16 protein-coding genes and 1 rRNA gene are annotated in these 15,790 nt (G+C 66.3%); 6 read left to right on the forward strand and 11 right to left on the reverse strand.

Annotation, left to right across the window (positions count from 1 at the left end; translation table 11 throughout):
- The 5 genes from FDN03_RS05575 to FDN03_RS05595 form a co-directional block, all read right to left on the reverse strand.
- Window positions 1-147: ribosomal RNA gene (locus FDN03_RS05575) — 16S ribosomal RNA — on the reverse strand; the annotation flags it as partial.
- A 598-nt stretch (window positions 148-745) separates the two neighbouring features.
- The gene (gene rlmB / locus FDN03_RS05580) at window positions 746-1,720 is read right to left on the reverse strand and encodes a 23S rRNA (guanosine(2251)-2'-O)-methyltransferase RlmB (protein ID WP_138174914.1); all 975 of its coding nucleotides are present in this window, start codon (window positions 1,718-1,720) and stop codon (window positions 746-748) included.
- A 78-nt stretch (window positions 1,721-1,798) separates the two neighbouring features.
- Window positions 1,799-3,268 carry a cysteine--tRNA ligase gene (gene cysS, locus FDN03_RS05585; protein WP_138174916.1) on the reverse strand — a complete coding sequence of 490 codons (1,470 nt, stop codon included), beginning with the start codon at window positions 3,266-3,268 and terminating at the stop codon, window positions 1,799-1,801.
- A gap of 98 nt (window positions 3,269-3,366) precedes the next feature.
- Entirely contained in the window at window positions 3,367-4,590 is a 1,224-nt protein-coding gene (gene ispD / locus FDN03_RS05590; RefSeq protein WP_138174918.1) for a 2-C-methyl-D-erythritol 4-phosphate cytidylyltransferase, read from the reverse strand.
- Between the two features lie 139 nt (window positions 4,591-4,729).
- Window positions 4,730-5,215 (reverse strand): CarD family transcriptional regulator, encoded by a 486-nt coding sequence (locus FDN03_RS05595; protein WP_054821813.1) that lies wholly within the window; start codon window positions 5,213-5,215, stop codon window positions 4,730-4,732.
- 341 nt (window positions 5,216-5,556) lie between these two features.
- Between FDN03_RS05595 and FDN03_RS05600 the strand changes: the two genes are divergently transcribed.
- Entirely contained in the window at window positions 5,557-6,093 is a 537-nt protein-coding gene (locus FDN03_RS05600; RefSeq protein ID WP_054821814.1) for a hypothetical protein, read from the forward strand.
- 239 nt (window positions 6,094-6,332) lie between these two features.
- Here the strand turns inward: FDN03_RS05600 and FDN03_RS05605 are convergent, their stop codons facing one another.
- Window positions 6,333-7,013, reverse strand: a complete 681-nt coding sequence (locus tag FDN03_RS05605; protein WP_138174920.1) for a response regulator transcription factor — start codon at window positions 7,011-7,013, stop codon at window positions 6,333-6,335.
- On the reverse strand, window positions 7,010-8,221 hold the full coding sequence (locus FDN03_RS05610) for an ATP-binding protein (protein WP_138174922.1): 1,212 nt from the start codon (window positions 8,219-8,221) through the stop codon (window positions 7,010-7,012). The genes FDN03_RS05605 and FDN03_RS05610 overlap by 4 nt, the downstream gene beginning before the upstream one ends.
- Before the next feature lie 194 nt (window positions 8,222-8,415).
- On the opposite strand from FDN03_RS05610, the gene phoU reads away from it, so the two are divergent.
- The 3 genes from phoU (at window position 8,416) to FDN03_RS05625 (ending at window position 10,802) form a co-directional block, all read left to right on the forward strand.
- The gene (phoU, locus tag FDN03_RS05615) at window positions 8,416-9,066 is read left to right on the forward strand and encodes a phosphate signaling complex protein PhoU (protein WP_138174924.1); all 651 of its coding nucleotides are present in this window, start codon (window positions 8,416-8,418) and stop codon (window positions 9,064-9,066) included.
- A 144-nt stretch (window positions 9,067-9,210) separates the two neighbouring features.
- Window positions 9,211-9,501, forward strand: a complete 291-nt coding sequence (locus FDN03_RS05620) for a hypothetical protein (RefSeq protein ID WP_138174926.1) — start codon at window positions 9,211-9,213, stop codon at window positions 9,499-9,501.
- 2 nt (window positions 9,502-9,503) lie between these two features.
- Window positions 9,504-10,802, forward strand: a complete 1,299-nt coding sequence (locus FDN03_RS05625; RefSeq protein ID WP_138174928.1) for a hypothetical protein — start codon at window positions 9,504-9,506, stop codon at window positions 10,800-10,802.
- A gap of 98 nt (window positions 10,803-10,900) precedes the next feature.
- Here FDN03_RS05625 and FDN03_RS05630 read toward each other — a convergent pair whose 3' ends face one another.
- The 4 genes from FDN03_RS05630 to FDN03_RS05645 all read right to left on the reverse strand — a co-directional run bounded on the left by FDN03_RS05630 (window position 10,901) and on the right by FDN03_RS05645 (window position 13,846).
- The gene (locus FDN03_RS05630; RefSeq protein WP_054821669.1) at window positions 10,901-11,203 is read right to left on the reverse strand and encodes a DUF4193 domain-containing protein; all 303 of its coding nucleotides are present in this window, start codon (window positions 11,201-11,203) and stop codon (window positions 10,901-10,903) included.
- A 200-nt stretch (window positions 11,204-11,403) separates the two neighbouring features.
- Window positions 11,404-12,150, reverse strand: a complete 747-nt coding sequence (locus tag FDN03_RS05635; protein ID WP_212743868.1) for a phosphoglyceromutase — start codon at window positions 12,148-12,150, stop codon at window positions 11,404-11,406.
- Between the two features lie 118 nt (window positions 12,151-12,268).
- Window positions 12,269-12,586 (reverse strand): DUF2516 family protein, encoded by a 318-nt coding sequence (locus tag FDN03_RS05640; RefSeq protein WP_054821668.1) that lies wholly within the window; start codon window positions 12,584-12,586, stop codon window positions 12,269-12,271.
- A gap of 96 nt (window positions 12,587-12,682) precedes the next feature.
- Entirely contained in the window at window positions 12,683-13,846 is a 1,164-nt protein-coding gene (locus FDN03_RS05645) for a PLP-dependent transferase (RefSeq protein WP_138174930.1), read from the reverse strand.
- Between the two features lie 134 nt (window positions 13,847-13,980).
- On the opposite strand from FDN03_RS05645, the gene tmk reads away from it, so the two are divergent.
- Together tmk and FDN03_RS05655 are read left to right on the forward strand one after the other, a co-directional pair.
- Window positions 13,981-14,634: a dTMP kinase gene (gene tmk / locus FDN03_RS05650; RefSeq protein WP_138174932.1), complete on the forward strand. Its 654-nt coding sequence runs from the start codon at window positions 13,981-13,983 to the stop codon at window positions 14,632-14,634.
- The gene (locus FDN03_RS05655; RefSeq protein WP_138174934.1) at window positions 14,634-15,782 is read left to right on the forward strand and encodes a DNA polymerase III subunit delta'; all 1,149 of its coding nucleotides are present in this window, start codon (window positions 14,634-14,636) and stop codon (window positions 15,780-15,782) included. Before tmk ends, FDN03_RS05655 begins: the two co-directional genes overlap by 1 nt.
- The last annotated feature ends 8 nt before the right edge of the window (window positions 15,783-15,790 follow it).

A 15,790-nucleotide genomic window follows, 5' to 3' on the forward strand; every position in this document is an offset into this window, starting at 1 on the left:
ATCCCGAAGTCATGGTCAGGTTACTCACGTGTTACGCACCCGTTCGCCACTAATCCACCAGTGCAAGCACCAGCATCATCGTTCGACTTGCATGTGTTAAGCACGCCGCCAGCGTTCATCCTGAGCCAGGATCAAACTCTCCATAAAAAACAAGAAAAGCACACCACCAACCACCACACGGCAGCCAATGATGCAATCCCGGCGAATAAAAAACACTCAACCACCACACACGGGGGTGCGGGCGATCAAGCAAATAAATGTTTCGTATTCACCAAACAAAAATAATTTGGTATCAACAAACTTGGCACACTATTGAGTTCTCAAACAACAAGCGCTTCCGACACCACGAACCACCATCATCTGGCTGGCCGCTTCGCTCCGGAGCAACTTTTCAATCTTACCACTTGGCTGATCTTTGTCAACTCGGTGATTTGATCTCGCGCCTAAACTTCTTCGGTTCAAACCGTTCTGTTCGAGCGGCGCGGGTACTAACTCTACACGAAATTTCGATGAACGCAAAACGTTCTGCCGCGGTTTCCTGCACCCGTTTCTCGCCCGGATTCTCGGGGAACTTCACCCCGCTTTCGCCTTCGCCCTTCGTAAAGAGCGTCGAATCGGTTGTTGTGAACCACGTCTCGCATGCGGGGAGAGCGCAAAGAGCGGGCCGGATATCTCCGGCCCGCTCTTTGTCGGGTTCTGCCTTTGCGTTGGACTGCGCCGACGTTTGGCCGATCAGAGGCCCGTTCTACTGGCCGGCATCCTGGCGTCGCCGCGCTACTTCGTAGAGTGCGATGCCGGCCGCCATCGAGGCGTTCAGGGACTCCATGGCCGAAGAGATCGGAATCGAGACGATAGCGTCGCAGGTTTCACGAACCAGTCGCGACAGTCCCTTGCCTTCGGAACCGATCACGATGCACAGCGGTTCGGTGGCCAGTTCCAGGTTCGGAAGCTCGACATCTCCCCCGGCGTCCAGGCCGATGACGAAGATACCCGCGGCCTTCATCTCCTTCAGGGCACTGGTCAGGTTGCTGGCCTTGGCGACGGGCACGCGCACGGCGGCGCCGGCGCTGGTCTTCCAGGCCGAAGCGGTGACGCCCACGCTGCGGCGTTCGGGAACAATGACAGCCTGGGCGCTGAAGGCCGAGGCCGAACGGATGATGGCACCCAGGTTGCGGGGGTCGGTGATTCCGTCCAGGGCCAGGAACAACGGCAGGTTGCGCTCGTAGCCCTTCTCGTAGTCCCGGGCGACCTTGGTGGTCAGTTCCACCGCGTCCTGGTACTCATAAGGCGGAACCTGCAGGGCCAGGCCCTGGTGGATGGCGTCATCGGTCATCCGATCCAGCTCCACTCGGCTGGCTTCCATGACCGGGATGCCTTGTTCGGCGGCGAGCTTCAGGGATTCACGCACCCGGTCATCAACGTCAATGCGCACCGCAATGTGCAGGGCCTTGGCCGGGATGCCGGCGCGCAACGCCTCCACCACCGAGTTGCGTCCGGTCACCATCTCCGCGTTCACCCGCGGACGGCGGGTGGTCGGACGCTTGGCCTGGGAGCGTTCGGCCAGCTGCTTGCTGCGGTAGGCCTTGTGGTACGGCCGGTCCTCGGCCTTCGGGGTCGGTCCGCGGCCTTCCAGGGACTTGCGGCCCTTGCCGCCGCTGCCCTTGGTCGGGCCCTTCTTGTTCTTGCGAACGGCTCCTGGCCGATCCTTTGGTGTGCTCATACTCGCGGTTTCCTTTAGTTCAAAAATCTGTGGTTGGTTGCCGGGCGCCGGGGCGCCGATGGTGTGGGGCCTTGCCTGTTATTTCTCCAGGGTCCAGCGCACCCCGTCGGCGGAGTCGACGACGCTGATGCCCAGCGAGGCCAGGGCGTCACGGATCTGGTCCGAACGGGCCCAGTCCTTGGCCGCGCGGGCCTCGGCGCGTTCGGCCAGCTGCGCCTGGATCATCTGGTCGAGCACCTGGTATTCGGCGCTGGTGCCGGTGGTCTCCGGTTCGGTGGCGTCATCCAGACCCAGCACCCGGACCATGGCCAGTACCTGGCTAAGTGCCCGGGCCACCGTGGCCTCATCGTGGTTGTCCAGCGCCGCGTTGCCCTCACGCACGGTCTCGTGCAGTGCCGCCAGGGCCTGGGGGACGTTCAGGTCATCATCCATCGCCGCCCCGAAGGCCTCGGGCACCGTTCCGGACTGGGAGTCCAGGACGGCGTTGGCGGTCCCGGCCGCAGCCTCCAGCCGGTAGCGGGCGTTGGCGATGAAGGTGTCAATGCGCTCGACCGCCGCCGCGGCCTCGGTCAGCGAATCCGGACGGTAGTCCAGCTGCGAGCGGTACTGCGCCTGTCCCAGGAAGTAGCGCACCACCCGCGGGGTTGCCTGCTCCAGCATCTGGTGTGGGGAAATGGTGTTGCCCACGGATTTGGACATCTTCTCGCCCTGGTAGGTGACCATGCCGTTGTGCATCCAGAAGTTCGCGAATCCGTGGCCGGCCGCCGCGGACTGGGCCAGCTCGTTTTCGTGGTGTGGGAAGCGCAGGTCCAGCCCGCCGCCGTGGATGTCGAAGTGTTCGCCCAGGTACTTGCCGGCCATGGCGGAGCACTCCAGGTGCCAGCCCGGACGCCCGCGGCCCCAGGGGCTGGGCCAGGAGGCAGTCAGCGGGTCGCTGTCCTTGTGCCCCTTCCACAACGCAAAGTCGCGCGGGTCGCGCTTGCCGCGCGGGTCGGCGTCGGCCGCTTCCTGCATGTCATCGACCTTCTGGCGGGTCAGTGCCCCGTACTCGGGGAAGGAACGCACGTCGAAGTACACGTCGCCGGACCCGTCGCTGGCCGGGTAGGCGTGTCCCCGCTCGATCAGCAGTTCGATCAGCTCATGCATTTCCGGCACGTGCCCGGTCGCCCGCGGCTCGTAGGTGGGACGGCGTACCCCCAGGGTCTCGTAGGCCCGGGCGAACTCCTGCTCGAAACGGTAGGCCAGGGCGAACCACTGTTCACGGGGACGGTAGTACTGATCGGCGGCGAAGTCCGGCGCGAAGGACGCGGCGGACTTTTCCAGGATCTTGTCGTCGATGTCGGTGACGTTGCGTACGGTGGTCACCGCGAAGCCGCGGTATTCCAGCCAGCGGGTGAGGATGTCAAAGACAATTGCGCTGCGAACGTGCCCCACGTGCGGCATCCCCTGCACGGTGGCGCCACAGTAGTACAGCTTGACCTCGCCCTCGGTGATGGGCTGGAAGTCTCGCACGGACGCTGATTTGGTGTCGTAGAATCGCAGGCTCACAGCATTAAGGTTATCCGAAAGCCCGCGGTTCAGGGGCGGCAGGTGGCGCAAATCCCCTCGGTGTCGCCCGCCGGCTGGCGATCCCGGCTGCCGGGGCGCTAGTCGCGGCGATAGACCAGGGCGGTGGCGTAGGCGGTGATTCCGGCGCCCTCCCCTTCGTACCCCAGGCCATCGCTGGTGGTGGCGGTGACGGTGACCGAGGCTTGCGCCGCGTCGCTGAGCACCTGGTTGGCTTCCTCGCGGCGAGCGGCGAAGCGCGGACGGCGTCCAACGAACTGTACGGAGACGTTGCCGATCTGATAGCCGGCAGCGCGCACGATCCGGGCGGCCTCGGCCAGCAGCGTGGTGCCGCTGGCTCCCGCCATCTCCGGCCGGTCCACCCCGAAGTGTGTGCCCAGGTCCCCGATTCCGGCGGCGGAAAACAGGGCGTCGCAGGCGGCGTGGGCCACCGCGTCGCCATCGGAGTGCCCGTCGAGTCCCACGTCATCGGCAAACAGCAGTCCAGCCAGCCACATGGGACGCTGCGGATCCTTGCTCACCGCGTGCACATCGATGGCGTTGCCGATGCGTGGGATCAGCGACTGGTCCATTGCGTCTTCCTCCGTGTCGTCCCGCAGAATTGTCCGTGCGGCGTGAATGTCCTGTGGATGGGTGATTTTCAGCGCCCGCTGGTCCCCGGCGATGACTGTCACCGAATGTCCCTGGGCGCGGACCAGGGAGGCGTCATCGGTGACCGCCTCACGCTGGGCGTCGCTGGCTTCGCGCAGCGCGGCATGCGCGGCCCGCAGGACGGGCGCGTGGAACCCCTGTGGGGTCTGAACGGCACGCAAGCTGGCGCGGGCCGGTGTGTCGCGCACCGTATCGGACCCGCTGGTCTGCTCGATCACGGAAATGGTGTCGGTGACCGGCAGGGCGGGGATGACGGCCGGACGCTGTGGATCCGCCAGAGTCTGCAGGACCCGTTCGAAGGTGTCCGGCGGTGTCAGCGCGCGCGCCACATCATGGACCAGGATCCGGGTCAGGCGCTGGTCGACCGCTACAAGGCCGGCGCCCACGGATTCGGCTCGCGTCGCGCCGCCGGGCACGCAGCTGACCCCGGGGGCGTACGGCCGGGCCTGTTCGGCCAGCAGCTCATCGGCGGGGGGAACCACGACCACGATCTGCGCCAGCTCGGCTACCTGCGTGGCCCGGTCCAGGCAGTGCTGCAGCAGGCTGCGGCCCTCGATGGTCACCAGCGCCTTGGGGATTCCGGCACCCAGGCGGGTGCCGCTGCCGGCCGCGACCAGGATCAGCGCGGCATCAACGTTGGGGTGTTCATTCACGTCTTCCAGCCTACTGTGCCCCGGCGCCACGAGGCCGCGCGCTGCTGGTTAAACGAGAGAACCGTGGTTGGTTACCTGTAGTAACCGACCACGGTCGATGATTCTCAGCCGGGGTTCGCGCCCCGGTGTGCCCACTGACCTAGTGGGAAGCCAAAACCTCATCCAAGAGCCCTTCGGCCTTGGTTTCGTCCAGGTCCTTGGCCAGCGCCAATTCGCTGATCAGCACCTGGCGCGCCTTGGACAGCATGCGCTTCTCGCCCGCGGACAGGCCGCGGTCGTTCTCACGGCGCCACAGGTCACGCACGACCTCTGCCACCTTGATGACATCACCGGAGGCAAGCTTTTCCAAGTTTGCCTTGTAGCGGCGCGACCAGTTGGTCGGCTCCTCGGTAAATTCAGCACGAAGGACCTCGAACACATGGTCCAAGCCTTCCTGACCGACCACGTCACGCACTCCAACCAAGTCAACGTTCTCGGCCGGGACCTCGATGGTCAGGTCACCCTGCGCCACCTTGAGCTTGAGATACATTTTCTCTTCGCCCTTGATCTTGCGCATCTTGATCTCTTCGATCATTGCCGCGCCGTGGTGCGGGTAGACTACAGTCTCGCCAACCTCAAAAACCATGTGGATAAACCCCTTTCCCACGTACTAGTCTACCACGACCGGTTTTTTGGCCGCTGTTACCTATGCCCCAATAACCGCGAATTCATGCGGTTTTCACTCTTCCAAACGGGGGAGAAACGTGGTATGAAGAAAGTAGTTCAGAGTCCAACGGACAACCCAAGCCCCTTTCCCACCGTCGGGGTTGTCCAGTGTTACAGCTCGCCAAATCACGCTTTTCAAGCTTAAACCGTTAGGCTAGGTAATAGTCGTGGACTTCGTGTGGCCTGTTTCGAAAATTGCAGAACCCCGAAAGTGCACCACGAAACCATGCAACTCACTATTCTCATCGAGGAGTTTGTGTCGTGATCACCGCACGCATGACCGCTGGACGCCGTATCGCCGCGTCCCTCGCCCTGGCCGGGTTGGCACTGGGTGTCACTGGCTGTGGCGCCATTAACCAGCAGGAAACCACCACCAACTATGCCCCGAGCGATGGCATCATTGCCGATGTCGCCGACGCCAAGGTCCGCAACCTGCTGCTGGTGACCAATGCCGAGCACCAGGAAGCCCGCCTGATTGGCAGCGTTGTCAACAACTCGGACAGCTCCCTGACCCTGAGCGTCAAGGCTGGCAACGCCAGCGCCGTGAAGATTCCGGTCGACGCCTCGGGCACTGTGAAGCTTGAATCCAAGGAATTCGTCGTGGACGGGCTGAACGTGGCCCCCGGTGAGCACGCCGAAGCCACCCTGAGCACCGAGGGTGAAAGCGTGGAGACCAGCATTCCGGTTGTGGACGGCACCCTGAAGGAGTACCGCGAATTCGTTCCCGGCGGCTTCGAGCAGTCGACCACCGACCACCTGACCCCGAGCGAGCAGCCGGAGCACGGCGGCAGCCACTAGGCGGCAGGCCCGGACGACCAACCGAAGGACCGGCACACCACCCCAGCAAGGGGCAGGTGCGCCGGTCCTTCGCTTTAATGCGTGCGGCACCCAGCGGCGCATAGCTCACGGGTTCGGGCTTGCCCCCGGTGGGCAGCGACGGTGCGCTGCCCGAGCGCGCCAGGGCCCTTGCACGGCATTGGGCCGCCGGCACCTTGTGCCGACGGCCCAATGCTGCGGATCCACCCGGGCGGTCGGGTTTACACCGTGAACTTGTAGCCCAGTCCACGCACCGTCACCAGGTGCGCCGGGGCGGCCGGGTCCGTCTCAATCTTCGAACGCAACCGCTTGACGTGCACGTCCAGGGTCTTGGTGTCGCCCACGTAGTCGCTGCCCCACACCCGGTCGATCAGCTGGCCGCGGGTGAGCACCCGTCCGGCGTTGCGCAGCAGCATTTCCAGCAGTTCGAATTCCTTGAGCGGCATCGCGATTTCCTCGTTGTTCACGGACACCACGTGGCGTTCCACATCCATGCGCACCGGCCCGGCGGTGACCACGTTGGTCAGCAGCTCCTCGCTTTCGCCCTGGCGGCGCAGCACGGCCCGGATCCGGGCCAGCAGCTCGCGCGAGGAATAGGGTTTGGTGACATAGTCATCGGCCCCCAGTTCCAGGCCCACCACCTTGTCGATCTCCGAGTCCTTGGCGGTCAGCATGATCACCGGCACCTGGCTGGTGGCCCGGATCTGGCGGATCACCTCGGTTCCCGGCTGCCCCGGGAGCATCAGGTCCAGCAGGACCAGGTCCGCCCCGTGACGCTCAAATTCGGTAACCGCGGTGATCCCGTCATCGGCGATGCGTACCTCGAAGCCCTCACGCTCCAGCAGGTAGGAGAGCGGGTCGGACAGCGACTCCTCATCCTCGACGATCAAAATCCGGGTCATCGGTTTCCTCCTTCACGCCCGCCCTCGGCGGTCGCGCTAGTTCCACTGGCGGAGCGCACAACCGGCTCCTCCAAATCAAGATCCTGCTCATCCAAGGTCGGGATGCGCAGGGTGAACGTTGATCCCTGTCCCTCCTGGGACCACAGCGAGACCTCCCCGCCGTGGTTGGCCAGCACGTGCTTGACGATGCTCAGCCCCAGCCCGGTGCCCCCGGTCTGGCGGGAACGGGCCGAATCCACCCGGTAGAAGCGTTCGAACACCCGTTCCTGCTCCTCCGCGGAGATGCCCGGGCCCTGGTCGGTCACGGAGATCAGGGCGAACCCGTCCCGCTCGCGCAGCCCCACCCCGACGGCGCTGTGCTCCGGGGAGTAGCGGATGGCGTTGTCGATCAGATTGCGCAGCGCGGTCATCAGCAGGTCCCCGTCCCCGTGCACGGGGGCCTGAACCTGGCCGCCCACCGAGATCGTGATGTTGCGTTCCTCGGCCAGCAGCTTGTTGCGGTCCACCGCCTCGGCCACCACGGCGGCCACCTGCACCTGCTCCCCGTGCACGATTGCGTCGCTGCTTTGCAGCCGGGAGAGCTCGATAATGTCCTGCACCAGTGCTGAGAGCCGGGAGGATTCCTTGTGCAGCCGACCGGTGAAGCGGCGCACCGCCACCGGGTCGTCGGCTCCGTCCTCGATCGCCTCGGCGAGCAGGGAAATCGCCCCGACCGGGGTCTTCAGTTCGTGGGACACGTTGGCCACGAAGTCGTTGCGCATCGCCTCGGTGCGGGTGATCTCGGTGCGGTCATCGGCCAGCAGCAGGATGTACTCCTCCCCCAGCGGTGCCACCCGGGTGTGCACCACCAGCGCTCCTGGACCCATGGCCCCGCGCTGCAGCTCAAACTGGCTTTCGGTGATCACCCCGTCATCACGGACCCGGCGCACCATGTTGGCCAACTGTTCGTGAACCAGGGTGTGTCCGCGCACCAGCCCATAGGCGTAGGCGGCCGGGTTGGCGCGCACCACCCCGTCAACGTCATCAAGCACCACGAAGGCGCGGCCGATCACCGAGAGCACCGCGGCGGCCCCCTCGGGCAGCGTCGGTTCATCCACGGCCGGCAGCTGGGCCGAACGGCGTTGGGCGAAAAAGTATGCCAGGACGCCGACAACACCGAGGGCCAGGCCGATCAGGCCGGCGATCAGGGTTGGAAAGACTTCGTTCACCCCTTCAGGGTATCGGCATTAACCGGTGGTGAAGCGCCGGATGTCGCCGGATTTCCCGCTTCGGGTGTGGTGTTCACCAAACGTTCACCTTTGGCTCCTGCACAGTTAAGCTGGTGCTGTCAGGCTTGTTCACGATCCCTCCGCCATGCCCGAAAACGGGCTGGAACGCCTAGGACCCGAAAGGACGTACGCGAGTGCGCAAAGTATTTCAGGCTGATCTGCAGCAGATCGGCGAAGACCTCATTGAGATGTCACAGCGGGTGGCCGAGGCGATGGAACGCGCATGGGACTCGCTGGCCAACGCGGATGTGGACCTGGCCCAGGAGGTCATTGCCGAAGACGCGAAGATTGACTTCCTGCAGACCCAGCTCGATGAGCGGGCCATTGACACCCTGGCCCTGCAGGGGCCGGTAGCCAGCGACCTGCGCATGATTGTCGGTTCGCTGCGCATGAGCGCCTCGCTGGAGCGGATGGGCGACCTGGCCCGGCACCTGGCCCAGCTGGCGCGCCTGCGCTTCCCCAAGCGGGCGGTGCCCTCGGCAATTTCCGAGACCTTCAGCAAGATGGCCCAGCTGGACATCCGCATTGCCCGGGAACTGGGCCGGCTGCTGGACACCCGCGACCTGGCCATCGCCAGCCAGATCATTGAGCTGAACCGCGAACTGGACAAGCTGCACTCCTCGGTCTTCCAGATCATTGCCGAGGAAAGCTGGCAGGAGGACGCCCCCACCACCGTGGACGTGTCGCTGACCAGCCGCTACCTGGAACGCTTTGGTGATCACGGCGTCTCGGTGGCACGCAAGGTCACCTACCTGGTCACCGGCGAGTGGGAGCCCCAGGGCTAGGTTCCACCCGGCACGCAAGACAGCACCATGCCACGGTCCGGCATCTCCCCAACGGGATGCCGGACCGTGGCATTTGCGCATCGCCGCCGCCCGCCGGGTCAATGACATACTGGAGACGGACCTAGCCTGCGCCAAGGAGTATTGATGAGCAACGAATCAGAGATGGAACTGTTCTCCCGAATCCTGCTGCATTTCACCTTTGACGGAATCAGCCCGGCCCTGCGGGAACCGGAGGGCATCGCAGCCGAAGCCCGTGAAGGCATCACCCTGCTGCGCGCGCTGGCCAACCGCGGACACCGCGAGAACGCCCGGGACCTGACCGAACAGGCCCTGAGCCAAATCAACGAGGCCTCCCAGCTACCCGAGGCCCCCGCGTCCGTCTTCGCCCAAATCACCAACGAACTGCTCGAGCTGCACACCGAACTCTCGGCCTGAGCATGGCCCGGACACACTCCGTGGCCCGCACCCCGGTCAGCGCCCTGGACCAGGACCTTGCCCAGCTGCGTGACTGCTTCGACCTGCGCCGGGCCGCGGCAGCGCCCCGCGGGCCGGCGGCACGTCAGTGGCTGCAGGACCTGGAACTGGATCTGCTGGATGCCGCCGAGCAGCTGGCCGCAATGCTGCAGGAGGGGCCCGCGCTGCCGGTGTACCAAACCTGCACCCAGGCCATCGACCTGCTCACCGCAGAGCTGGCCCGCTCCGGGGATGACTACGGGCTGATCCAGATGGCTCTGCAGGAACTGGCCCCGCTGCACGCCCGGGCCGCCGTGCAGGCAGGAGTCCCGGCTGCCGACTTGGTGCCATGGCTGCTCCAGCAGCAGCTGCGTCGGCCCCCGGCGAACTGGCAGCCGGACGTCTTCGCCTACCTCGCGCTGCTGCCCGGCCCGGCGCTCAACCAATACAAGCAGCGGCTGCAGCGTGCCCTGCAGTCCCTGCAGGCCCAGGCTTCCCGGCAACCGGCGGCCGCGGCTGACCGCCTGCTGCAGGTGCAGCGGGTGGCGCAGTACAACCGCCAACGTCTGGCAGTCCTGGAAGCCGACGCCTCGGCGATAGTCCAAAGCCATGGCGGGCCAAGCCGAGATCCGCTGCTCATTGCGCAGGCCCTGGACGAGGCCGGCCTGGCCGGTGCCGCACTGAACTACGCCCACCGCGCCGTGCACGTTGATCTGCCCGACGGATCCCGGCCGCGCGCCGGGGCCCTGCGCTTGTGGCTGCAGCTGCTGGACCGGCTGGAACCCGAACGCTCCCTGGCTGCCCGGCTGCAGCTTTTCCACCGCTACGGCGGCTATGAGCTGGCCGAACAAATCTACCGGCTCGGCGCCGGTCAGTGGCCGGAACATGAGCAGATGGTCTTTGAGCGCCTGCGCGCCGATTCCCCGCGGGACGCGGTGCGTTTTGGCCTGCAGGTGCTGCAGGACCCGGCACGGGCCTGCGATGAGCTGGGACGCCTGGAGGAACCGGGCCACGCGCTGCTGGATCAGGTGATCAGCGCCGTTGTCCCATTCGCCCCCGAACGGGCCGTGCCCCTGCTGGAATCAAGCGTGGAAGCCAAGCTGCTGCATGCCGACCGGCGCATGTACCCGCAGGTCGCCGACCAGCTGCGCCAATTGCTGGAACTGGCGGCAAAAACCGGTGAGACGGCGCGGGCACGGAAGTTCATTGCCCAGGTGCGCATCCGCCATGCGAACCGGCCGCGCCTGCTGGAACAGCTGGACCGCGGTGGGCTGCCCCGCTGAGCGCGAACCCGCACGGCCGGGCCGTTAAACACCATCGGCATGTCTCGAAGTGGTCTTCGAAACATGCCGATTGAAGAAAGCTGGTAAAAGTGCGGCTATTAGCCTTCGCACTCGACGCAGAATCCGATGTTGCCTTCCTCGCGCACCAGCTGCGAGCGGTGACGGACCAGGAAGCACGAGCCACAGATGAACTCGTCGTCCTTGGCGGGAACGACCGTGACGGTCAGCTCCTCGTTCGACAAGTCAGCACCGGGCAGTTCCAAACCGTCGGTGTGGTCGGTTTCGTCGAGTTCGCGCACGACGCTCTTGGCGTCGGGGGCGTTTGCGGACTTGACCGCATCCAGTGAAGCCTTACGTGCCTCGGCTACATCCGGGCGGACCTCATCGTAATCAGTTGCCACGAATTGCATTCCTAACGTGAGCCATTGTGCTGTTCGAGATAGGAGATTACAGCATAGATGAGACAAAAACACAATCGTGGAGGGAGGTTTCGCTCACAGCCTGTCAACCATGGCCCCGCCGGCACTGGAACGGCAAAAGACGTGCCACGTCGGAAGCGCTTTCACGCTTCGGTCGTGGCACGTCTTACAGTGCGTGGAACCTACTTGCGGCCCTGGTTGGCCACTGCCTTGATGGCCTCGGCGGCGGCTTCGGGATCCAGGTAGGTGCCCCCGGCGGTGACCGGGGTGAAGTTCTCGTCCAGTTCGTAGACCAGCGGGATGCCGGTGGGAATGTTCAGCCCGGCGATGTCCTCGTCGCTGATGCCGTCCAGGTGCTTGACCAGGGCGCGCAGCGAGTTGCCGTGCGCGGCGACCAGCACGGTCTTGCCCGCGGTCAGATCCGGCTTGATGGAGTCCTCCCAGTACGGCAGCATGCGCTCAAGCACGTCCTTGAGGCATTCGGTGCGCGGGGCGTCATCACCCAGCGAGGCGTAGCGCTCGTCGCCGACCTGGCTGAACTGCGAGTCGTCGGCCAGCGCCGGCGGCGGGGTGTCGTAGCTGCGGCGCCACTGCATGAACTGCTCCTCGCCGAATTCGGCCAGGGTCTGCGCCTTGTCCTTGCCCTGCAGCGCCCCATAGTGGCGTTCGTTCAGGCGCCAGCTGCGGTGCACCGGAATCCAGGAACGCCCGGAGGCCTCCAGCGCCAGGTTGGCGGTGACGATGGCACGGGTCAGCAGGGAGGTATGCAGGACCTGCGGCTTGTAGCCGGCCTCGTCCATCAGCTGGCCGCCGCGCACGGCCTCGGCGCGGCCCTTCTCGGTCAGCGAGACGTCATACCACCCGGTGAACAGGTTCTTCTCGTTCCATTCACTCTGCCCGTGGCGCAGCAAAATCAAAGTATGGCTCATGATTCCCATCTTAGCGTTGCAGGTTCGTGCCCCGGTGGTTCATTGCACCCACCCTGGGCGTTGGTCACCCCTCGGTGCTCCCGGCCCATCCCTCGGAACGGGCGCAGGGACCGGCGGGTTAGTAGTTGTACCAGTTGCCTCCGCGACCGGAGAGCGCCGGGCGCACGTCGGCCAGGTAGACGCAGCAGATGCAGGCGGCAATCAGCTGCAGGAATCCGCCGCCGAGCGCGGCCGCGTTGGGCAGCACGGAAAGCACGGCGATGAAGGCACTGCCGCCGGTCAACGCCATCCAGAACCCCTTGGTGCGCTTGCCCTCGGCCACAAAGCGGTCCCCGGGGTGGCGCACTGCGTCAATCAGCGCCCACAGCGCCAGGACCGCGATCACCAGGGACAGGGCATACATCAGAAAGAATTCGATGGTGCGTGCTAGTTGCATGTTTCCAGCCTACCCGCGCGGCCCCGCGCCGGGACACATTGGCAACGACACATTTGGCGCACCGGCACCCCGACCAGCCAGCCGACGGCGGCGGGCTCAGCCTTCCAGGCTCCCCAGCGCCTGGCTCAGGTCCCGCCACAGATCCTGCGGATCCTCGATGCCCACCGAGAGCCGGATCAGGTTCGGCGGCACGCTGGCCGGCTCGGAGGCGTGCCGGGCCCGGCGCTCGGCCAGGGTTTCCACCCCGCCCAGCGAAGTGGCCGGGGTAATCAGGCGCAGCGCCGCGATCACCCGGTCGGCGGCAGGGGCATCGGCACCGACCTCCAGGGCAATGATCGACCCGAACCCGTCCATTTGCTCCCGGGCCCGTCCATGGCCCGGATCCCCGGGCAGGCCGGGGTAGCGCACGGCGCCGACCGCCGGGTGGGCCTCTAGCTGTTCGGCCAGGAACTGGGCGTTGGACTGGGCCCGTTCCAGGCGCACCGAGAGCGTGCGCATCCCGCGCAGCGCCAGGAACACGTCCATGGGTGAGGCGATCGCCCCGTGCAGGGTGCGGTAGGCGTGCAGCTTCTCCCGCAGCTGCGGGTTGGAGGTCACCGCCGCGCCAAGGACCACATCGGAATGTCCGGAGAGCGACTTGGTCACCGAATGCACCACCACGTCCGCGCCCAGGCCCAGCGGGCGCTGCAGCAGCGGGGTGGCGAACGTGTTGTCCACCAGGCTGAGCACACCGTGCTCGGCCGCGGCGGCCAGCAGCACGGGCAGCTCGGCCACCTCCAGCATCGGGTTGGTCGGGGACTCGAGCCACAGCGCATCGGCGCCCTGCAGCGCCGCGATGCCGGCGGCGGTGTCGGTGATGTCGATCGGGCGTACCACCACGTCCCCGGCCGCCTCCATCTGGGCCAGCAGCGAGAGCGAACCGTTGTAGGAGTGCCGCGGCAGCACCAGGGTGCCCCCGCGCGGAACCAGTGACAGGGCCGCAGCGATCGCCGCCATCCCGGAGGAGTAGACCAGCGCCGGGAGCGTGGAAAGCTCCAGCTGGCCCAGCAGCTGCTCAAACCCGTCCCAGCTGGGGTTCGCGAAGCGGGCGTAGACCCGGTCGCCGCTGCCGGCCACCGCCTGTGAATGGAAGGTGGAGGTGAAGGTCACCGGATGGTTCACCGGGGCGTTGTTCACGGCCTCGGGCCGGGCGCCGGCCACCGCCAGGGTGTGGGCGCTCCACTGTTCGGGGTCGGTGTGCGGGGTCTTGGTTGGGCTCATAGCGCCAAGATTACGCCCGGGCCGGGAAGCGAAGCAGCAGCATTGCAGCATGTTTCACCGCCGGGCACAGTGAGCGTGACGACTTCTGCGGCCAGCCGGGCAATCCGCGCCCCGATCTTCGTTAGGCTAGACGGGTGAGTACCGCATCCCCCAGTTCCGCGCGTGGCCTGTTCCTTGCCTTTGAAGGCGGTGACGGCGCCGGCAAGTCCACCCAGCTGCGCCTGCTGCACCAGGCCCTGGCCCGCGGCGGCGCCCCGGTGGTCATCACCCGGGAACCGGGCGGCACCGACATCGGGGAGAAGCTGCGCTCCCTGGTGCTCGAGCACGGGCACGGGCAGATCGATGAACGCACCGAGGCGCTGATGTACGCCGCGGCCCGCGCCGCCCACGTCAACCAGTTCATCCTGCCGCACCTGCGTTCGGGCACCCACGTGGTCACCGACCGCTTCGTGGATTCCTCCCTGGCCTACCAGGGCATTGGGCGCGGTCTGGGGTTCGAGCAGGTGGCGGCCGTGAACCGGTTCGCCACCGACGGGCTGGTCCCGGACCTGACGATCCTGCTGGACATCTCCGCGGCCGACGGCCGGGCCCGCCGGGTCACCGCCGGGGGCGGGGTGGAGGACGCCGACCGGCTGGAAGCCGAACCCGATGACTTCCACGAACGCATCCGCCAGGGCTTCCTGGCCCTGGCCGGCGCGGCCCCCGAACGCTACCTGGTCCTTGACGCCACCACCGGCGCCGAACAGCTGCACCGCCAGATCCTGAACCGAGTGCAGGCGATGCTCTGATGCGCCCGGTCTTTGCCGAGCTGGCCGGACAGCAGCGCATCATTCAGGTGCTCGAGCGCCAGATTGAACTGGGCGCGCCCACCCACGCCTGGCTGTTCACCGGCCCGCCGGGTTCCGGGCGCACCACCGCGGCCCGGGCCTTCGCCGCGGCCCTGCAGTGCGAGCGCCAACCGGCCGGTTGCGGGCAGTGCACCGCCTGCGTGCAGGTCCTGGAGGGCACCCACCCGGATGTGGACTTCATCTCCACCCACAAGGTCGCCTACCAGATCGAGGACGTGCGCCAGCTGATCGCCCGCGCCCAGGAAAGCGCGCGGGCCGGGCGCTGGCGGATCATCATCATTGAGGACGCGGACCGGATGACCGAGCGCACCACCAATGTGCTGCTCAAGGCCATCGAGGAGCCGCCAGCACGCACCCTGTGGTTCCTGTGCGCCCCCTCCCCCGCCGATGTGCTGGTCACCATCCGCTCCCGCTGCCGCGCGGTGAATCTGTCCATCCCCTCCGTGGATGAGGTCGCCGATCTGCTGGTGCGCCGGGACGGGCTGAGCCAGGAGCAGGCCCACTTCGCCGCCCGCGTCTCCCAATCCCACATTGGGGTGGCCCGGATGCTGGCCCGGGACGAACAGGCCCGCTCCCGGCGCGAGGAGGTCATCAGCCTGCCGCTGCGCCTGCGCACCCTGCCCCAGGCGATGGCGGCCGCCGCCCAGGTGGTGTCCCTGGCGACCGACCACGCCGAGGCGACCACCGGCGCCTCATTGGCCGAACGCACCGCGGCGCTGCGCCACGCGAACGGGCTGGGCGAGGAGGAAACCATCCCGCCGGGCCTGCGGGGGGCCTTCAAGCAGCTGGAGGAGGACGCCAAGCGCTTCTCCCGCCGCGCCACCTTCGATTCTTTGGACCGCACCCTGATCGACCTGACCACTTTTTTCCGTGACGTGCTTACCCTGCAGCTGGGCACCCGGGTGGAGCTGATCAATGAGCACCGGCGCAAAGAGATCAGCGCCTACGCCGCTGCCCAGCCCAGCGAGAAAACCCTCGCCCAGATCGACGCGATCAACGAAACCCGCCGCCGCCTGGCCGCCAACGTCACCCCGCTGCTGGCCCTGGAGGCACTGATGTCCACCCTGCTGCAACCGGTCCGACGATAGTTTTCCAG

Source organism: Glutamicibacter sp. V16R2B1 (assembly GCF_005774635.1).
GTDB classification, from domain to species: domain Bacteria; phylum Actinomycetota; class Actinomycetes; order Actinomycetales; family Micrococcaceae; genus Glutamicibacter; species Glutamicibacter creatinolyticus.

What these genes read in the sequence shown, in the direction of transcription:
- rlmB (WP_138174914.1), bottom strand. Translation starts at nt 1,720, where the DNA reads ATGAGCACACCAAAGGATCGGCCAGGAGCCGTTCGCAAGAACAAGAAG.
- FDN03_RS05595 (WP_054821813.1), bottom strand. Translation starts at nt 5,215, where the DNA reads ATGGTTTTTGAGGTTGGCGAGACTGTAGTCTACCCGCACCACGGCGCG.
- FDN03_RS05605 (WP_138174920.1), bottom strand. Translation starts at nt 7,013, where the DNA reads ATGACCCGGATTTTGATCGTCGAGGATGAGGAGTCGCTGTCCGACCCG.
- FDN03_RS05620 (WP_138174926.1), top strand. Translation starts at nt 9,211, where the DNA reads ATGAGCAACGAATCAGAGATGGAACTGTTCTCCCGAATCCTGCTGCAT.
- FDN03_RS05625 (WP_138174928.1), top strand. Translation starts at nt 9,504, where the DNA reads ATGGCCCGGACACACTCCGTGGCCCGCACCCCGGTCAGCGCCCTGGAC.
- FDN03_RS05635 (WP_212743868.1), bottom strand. Translation starts at nt 12,150, where the DNA reads ATGAGCCATACTTTGATTTTGCTGCGCCACGGGCAGAGTGAATGGAAC.
- FDN03_RS05640 (WP_054821668.1), bottom strand. Translation starts at nt 12,586, where the DNA reads ATGCAACTAGCACGCACCATCGAATTCTTTCTGATGTATGCCCTGTCC.
- FDN03_RS05645 (WP_138174930.1), bottom strand. Translation starts at nt 13,846, where the DNA reads ATGAGCCCAACCAAGACCCCGCACACCGACCCCGAACAGTGGAGCGCC.
- FDN03_RS05655 (WP_138174934.1), top strand. Translation starts at nt 14,634, where the DNA reads ATGCGCCCGGTCTTTGCCGAGCTGGCCGGACAGCAGCGCATCATTCAG.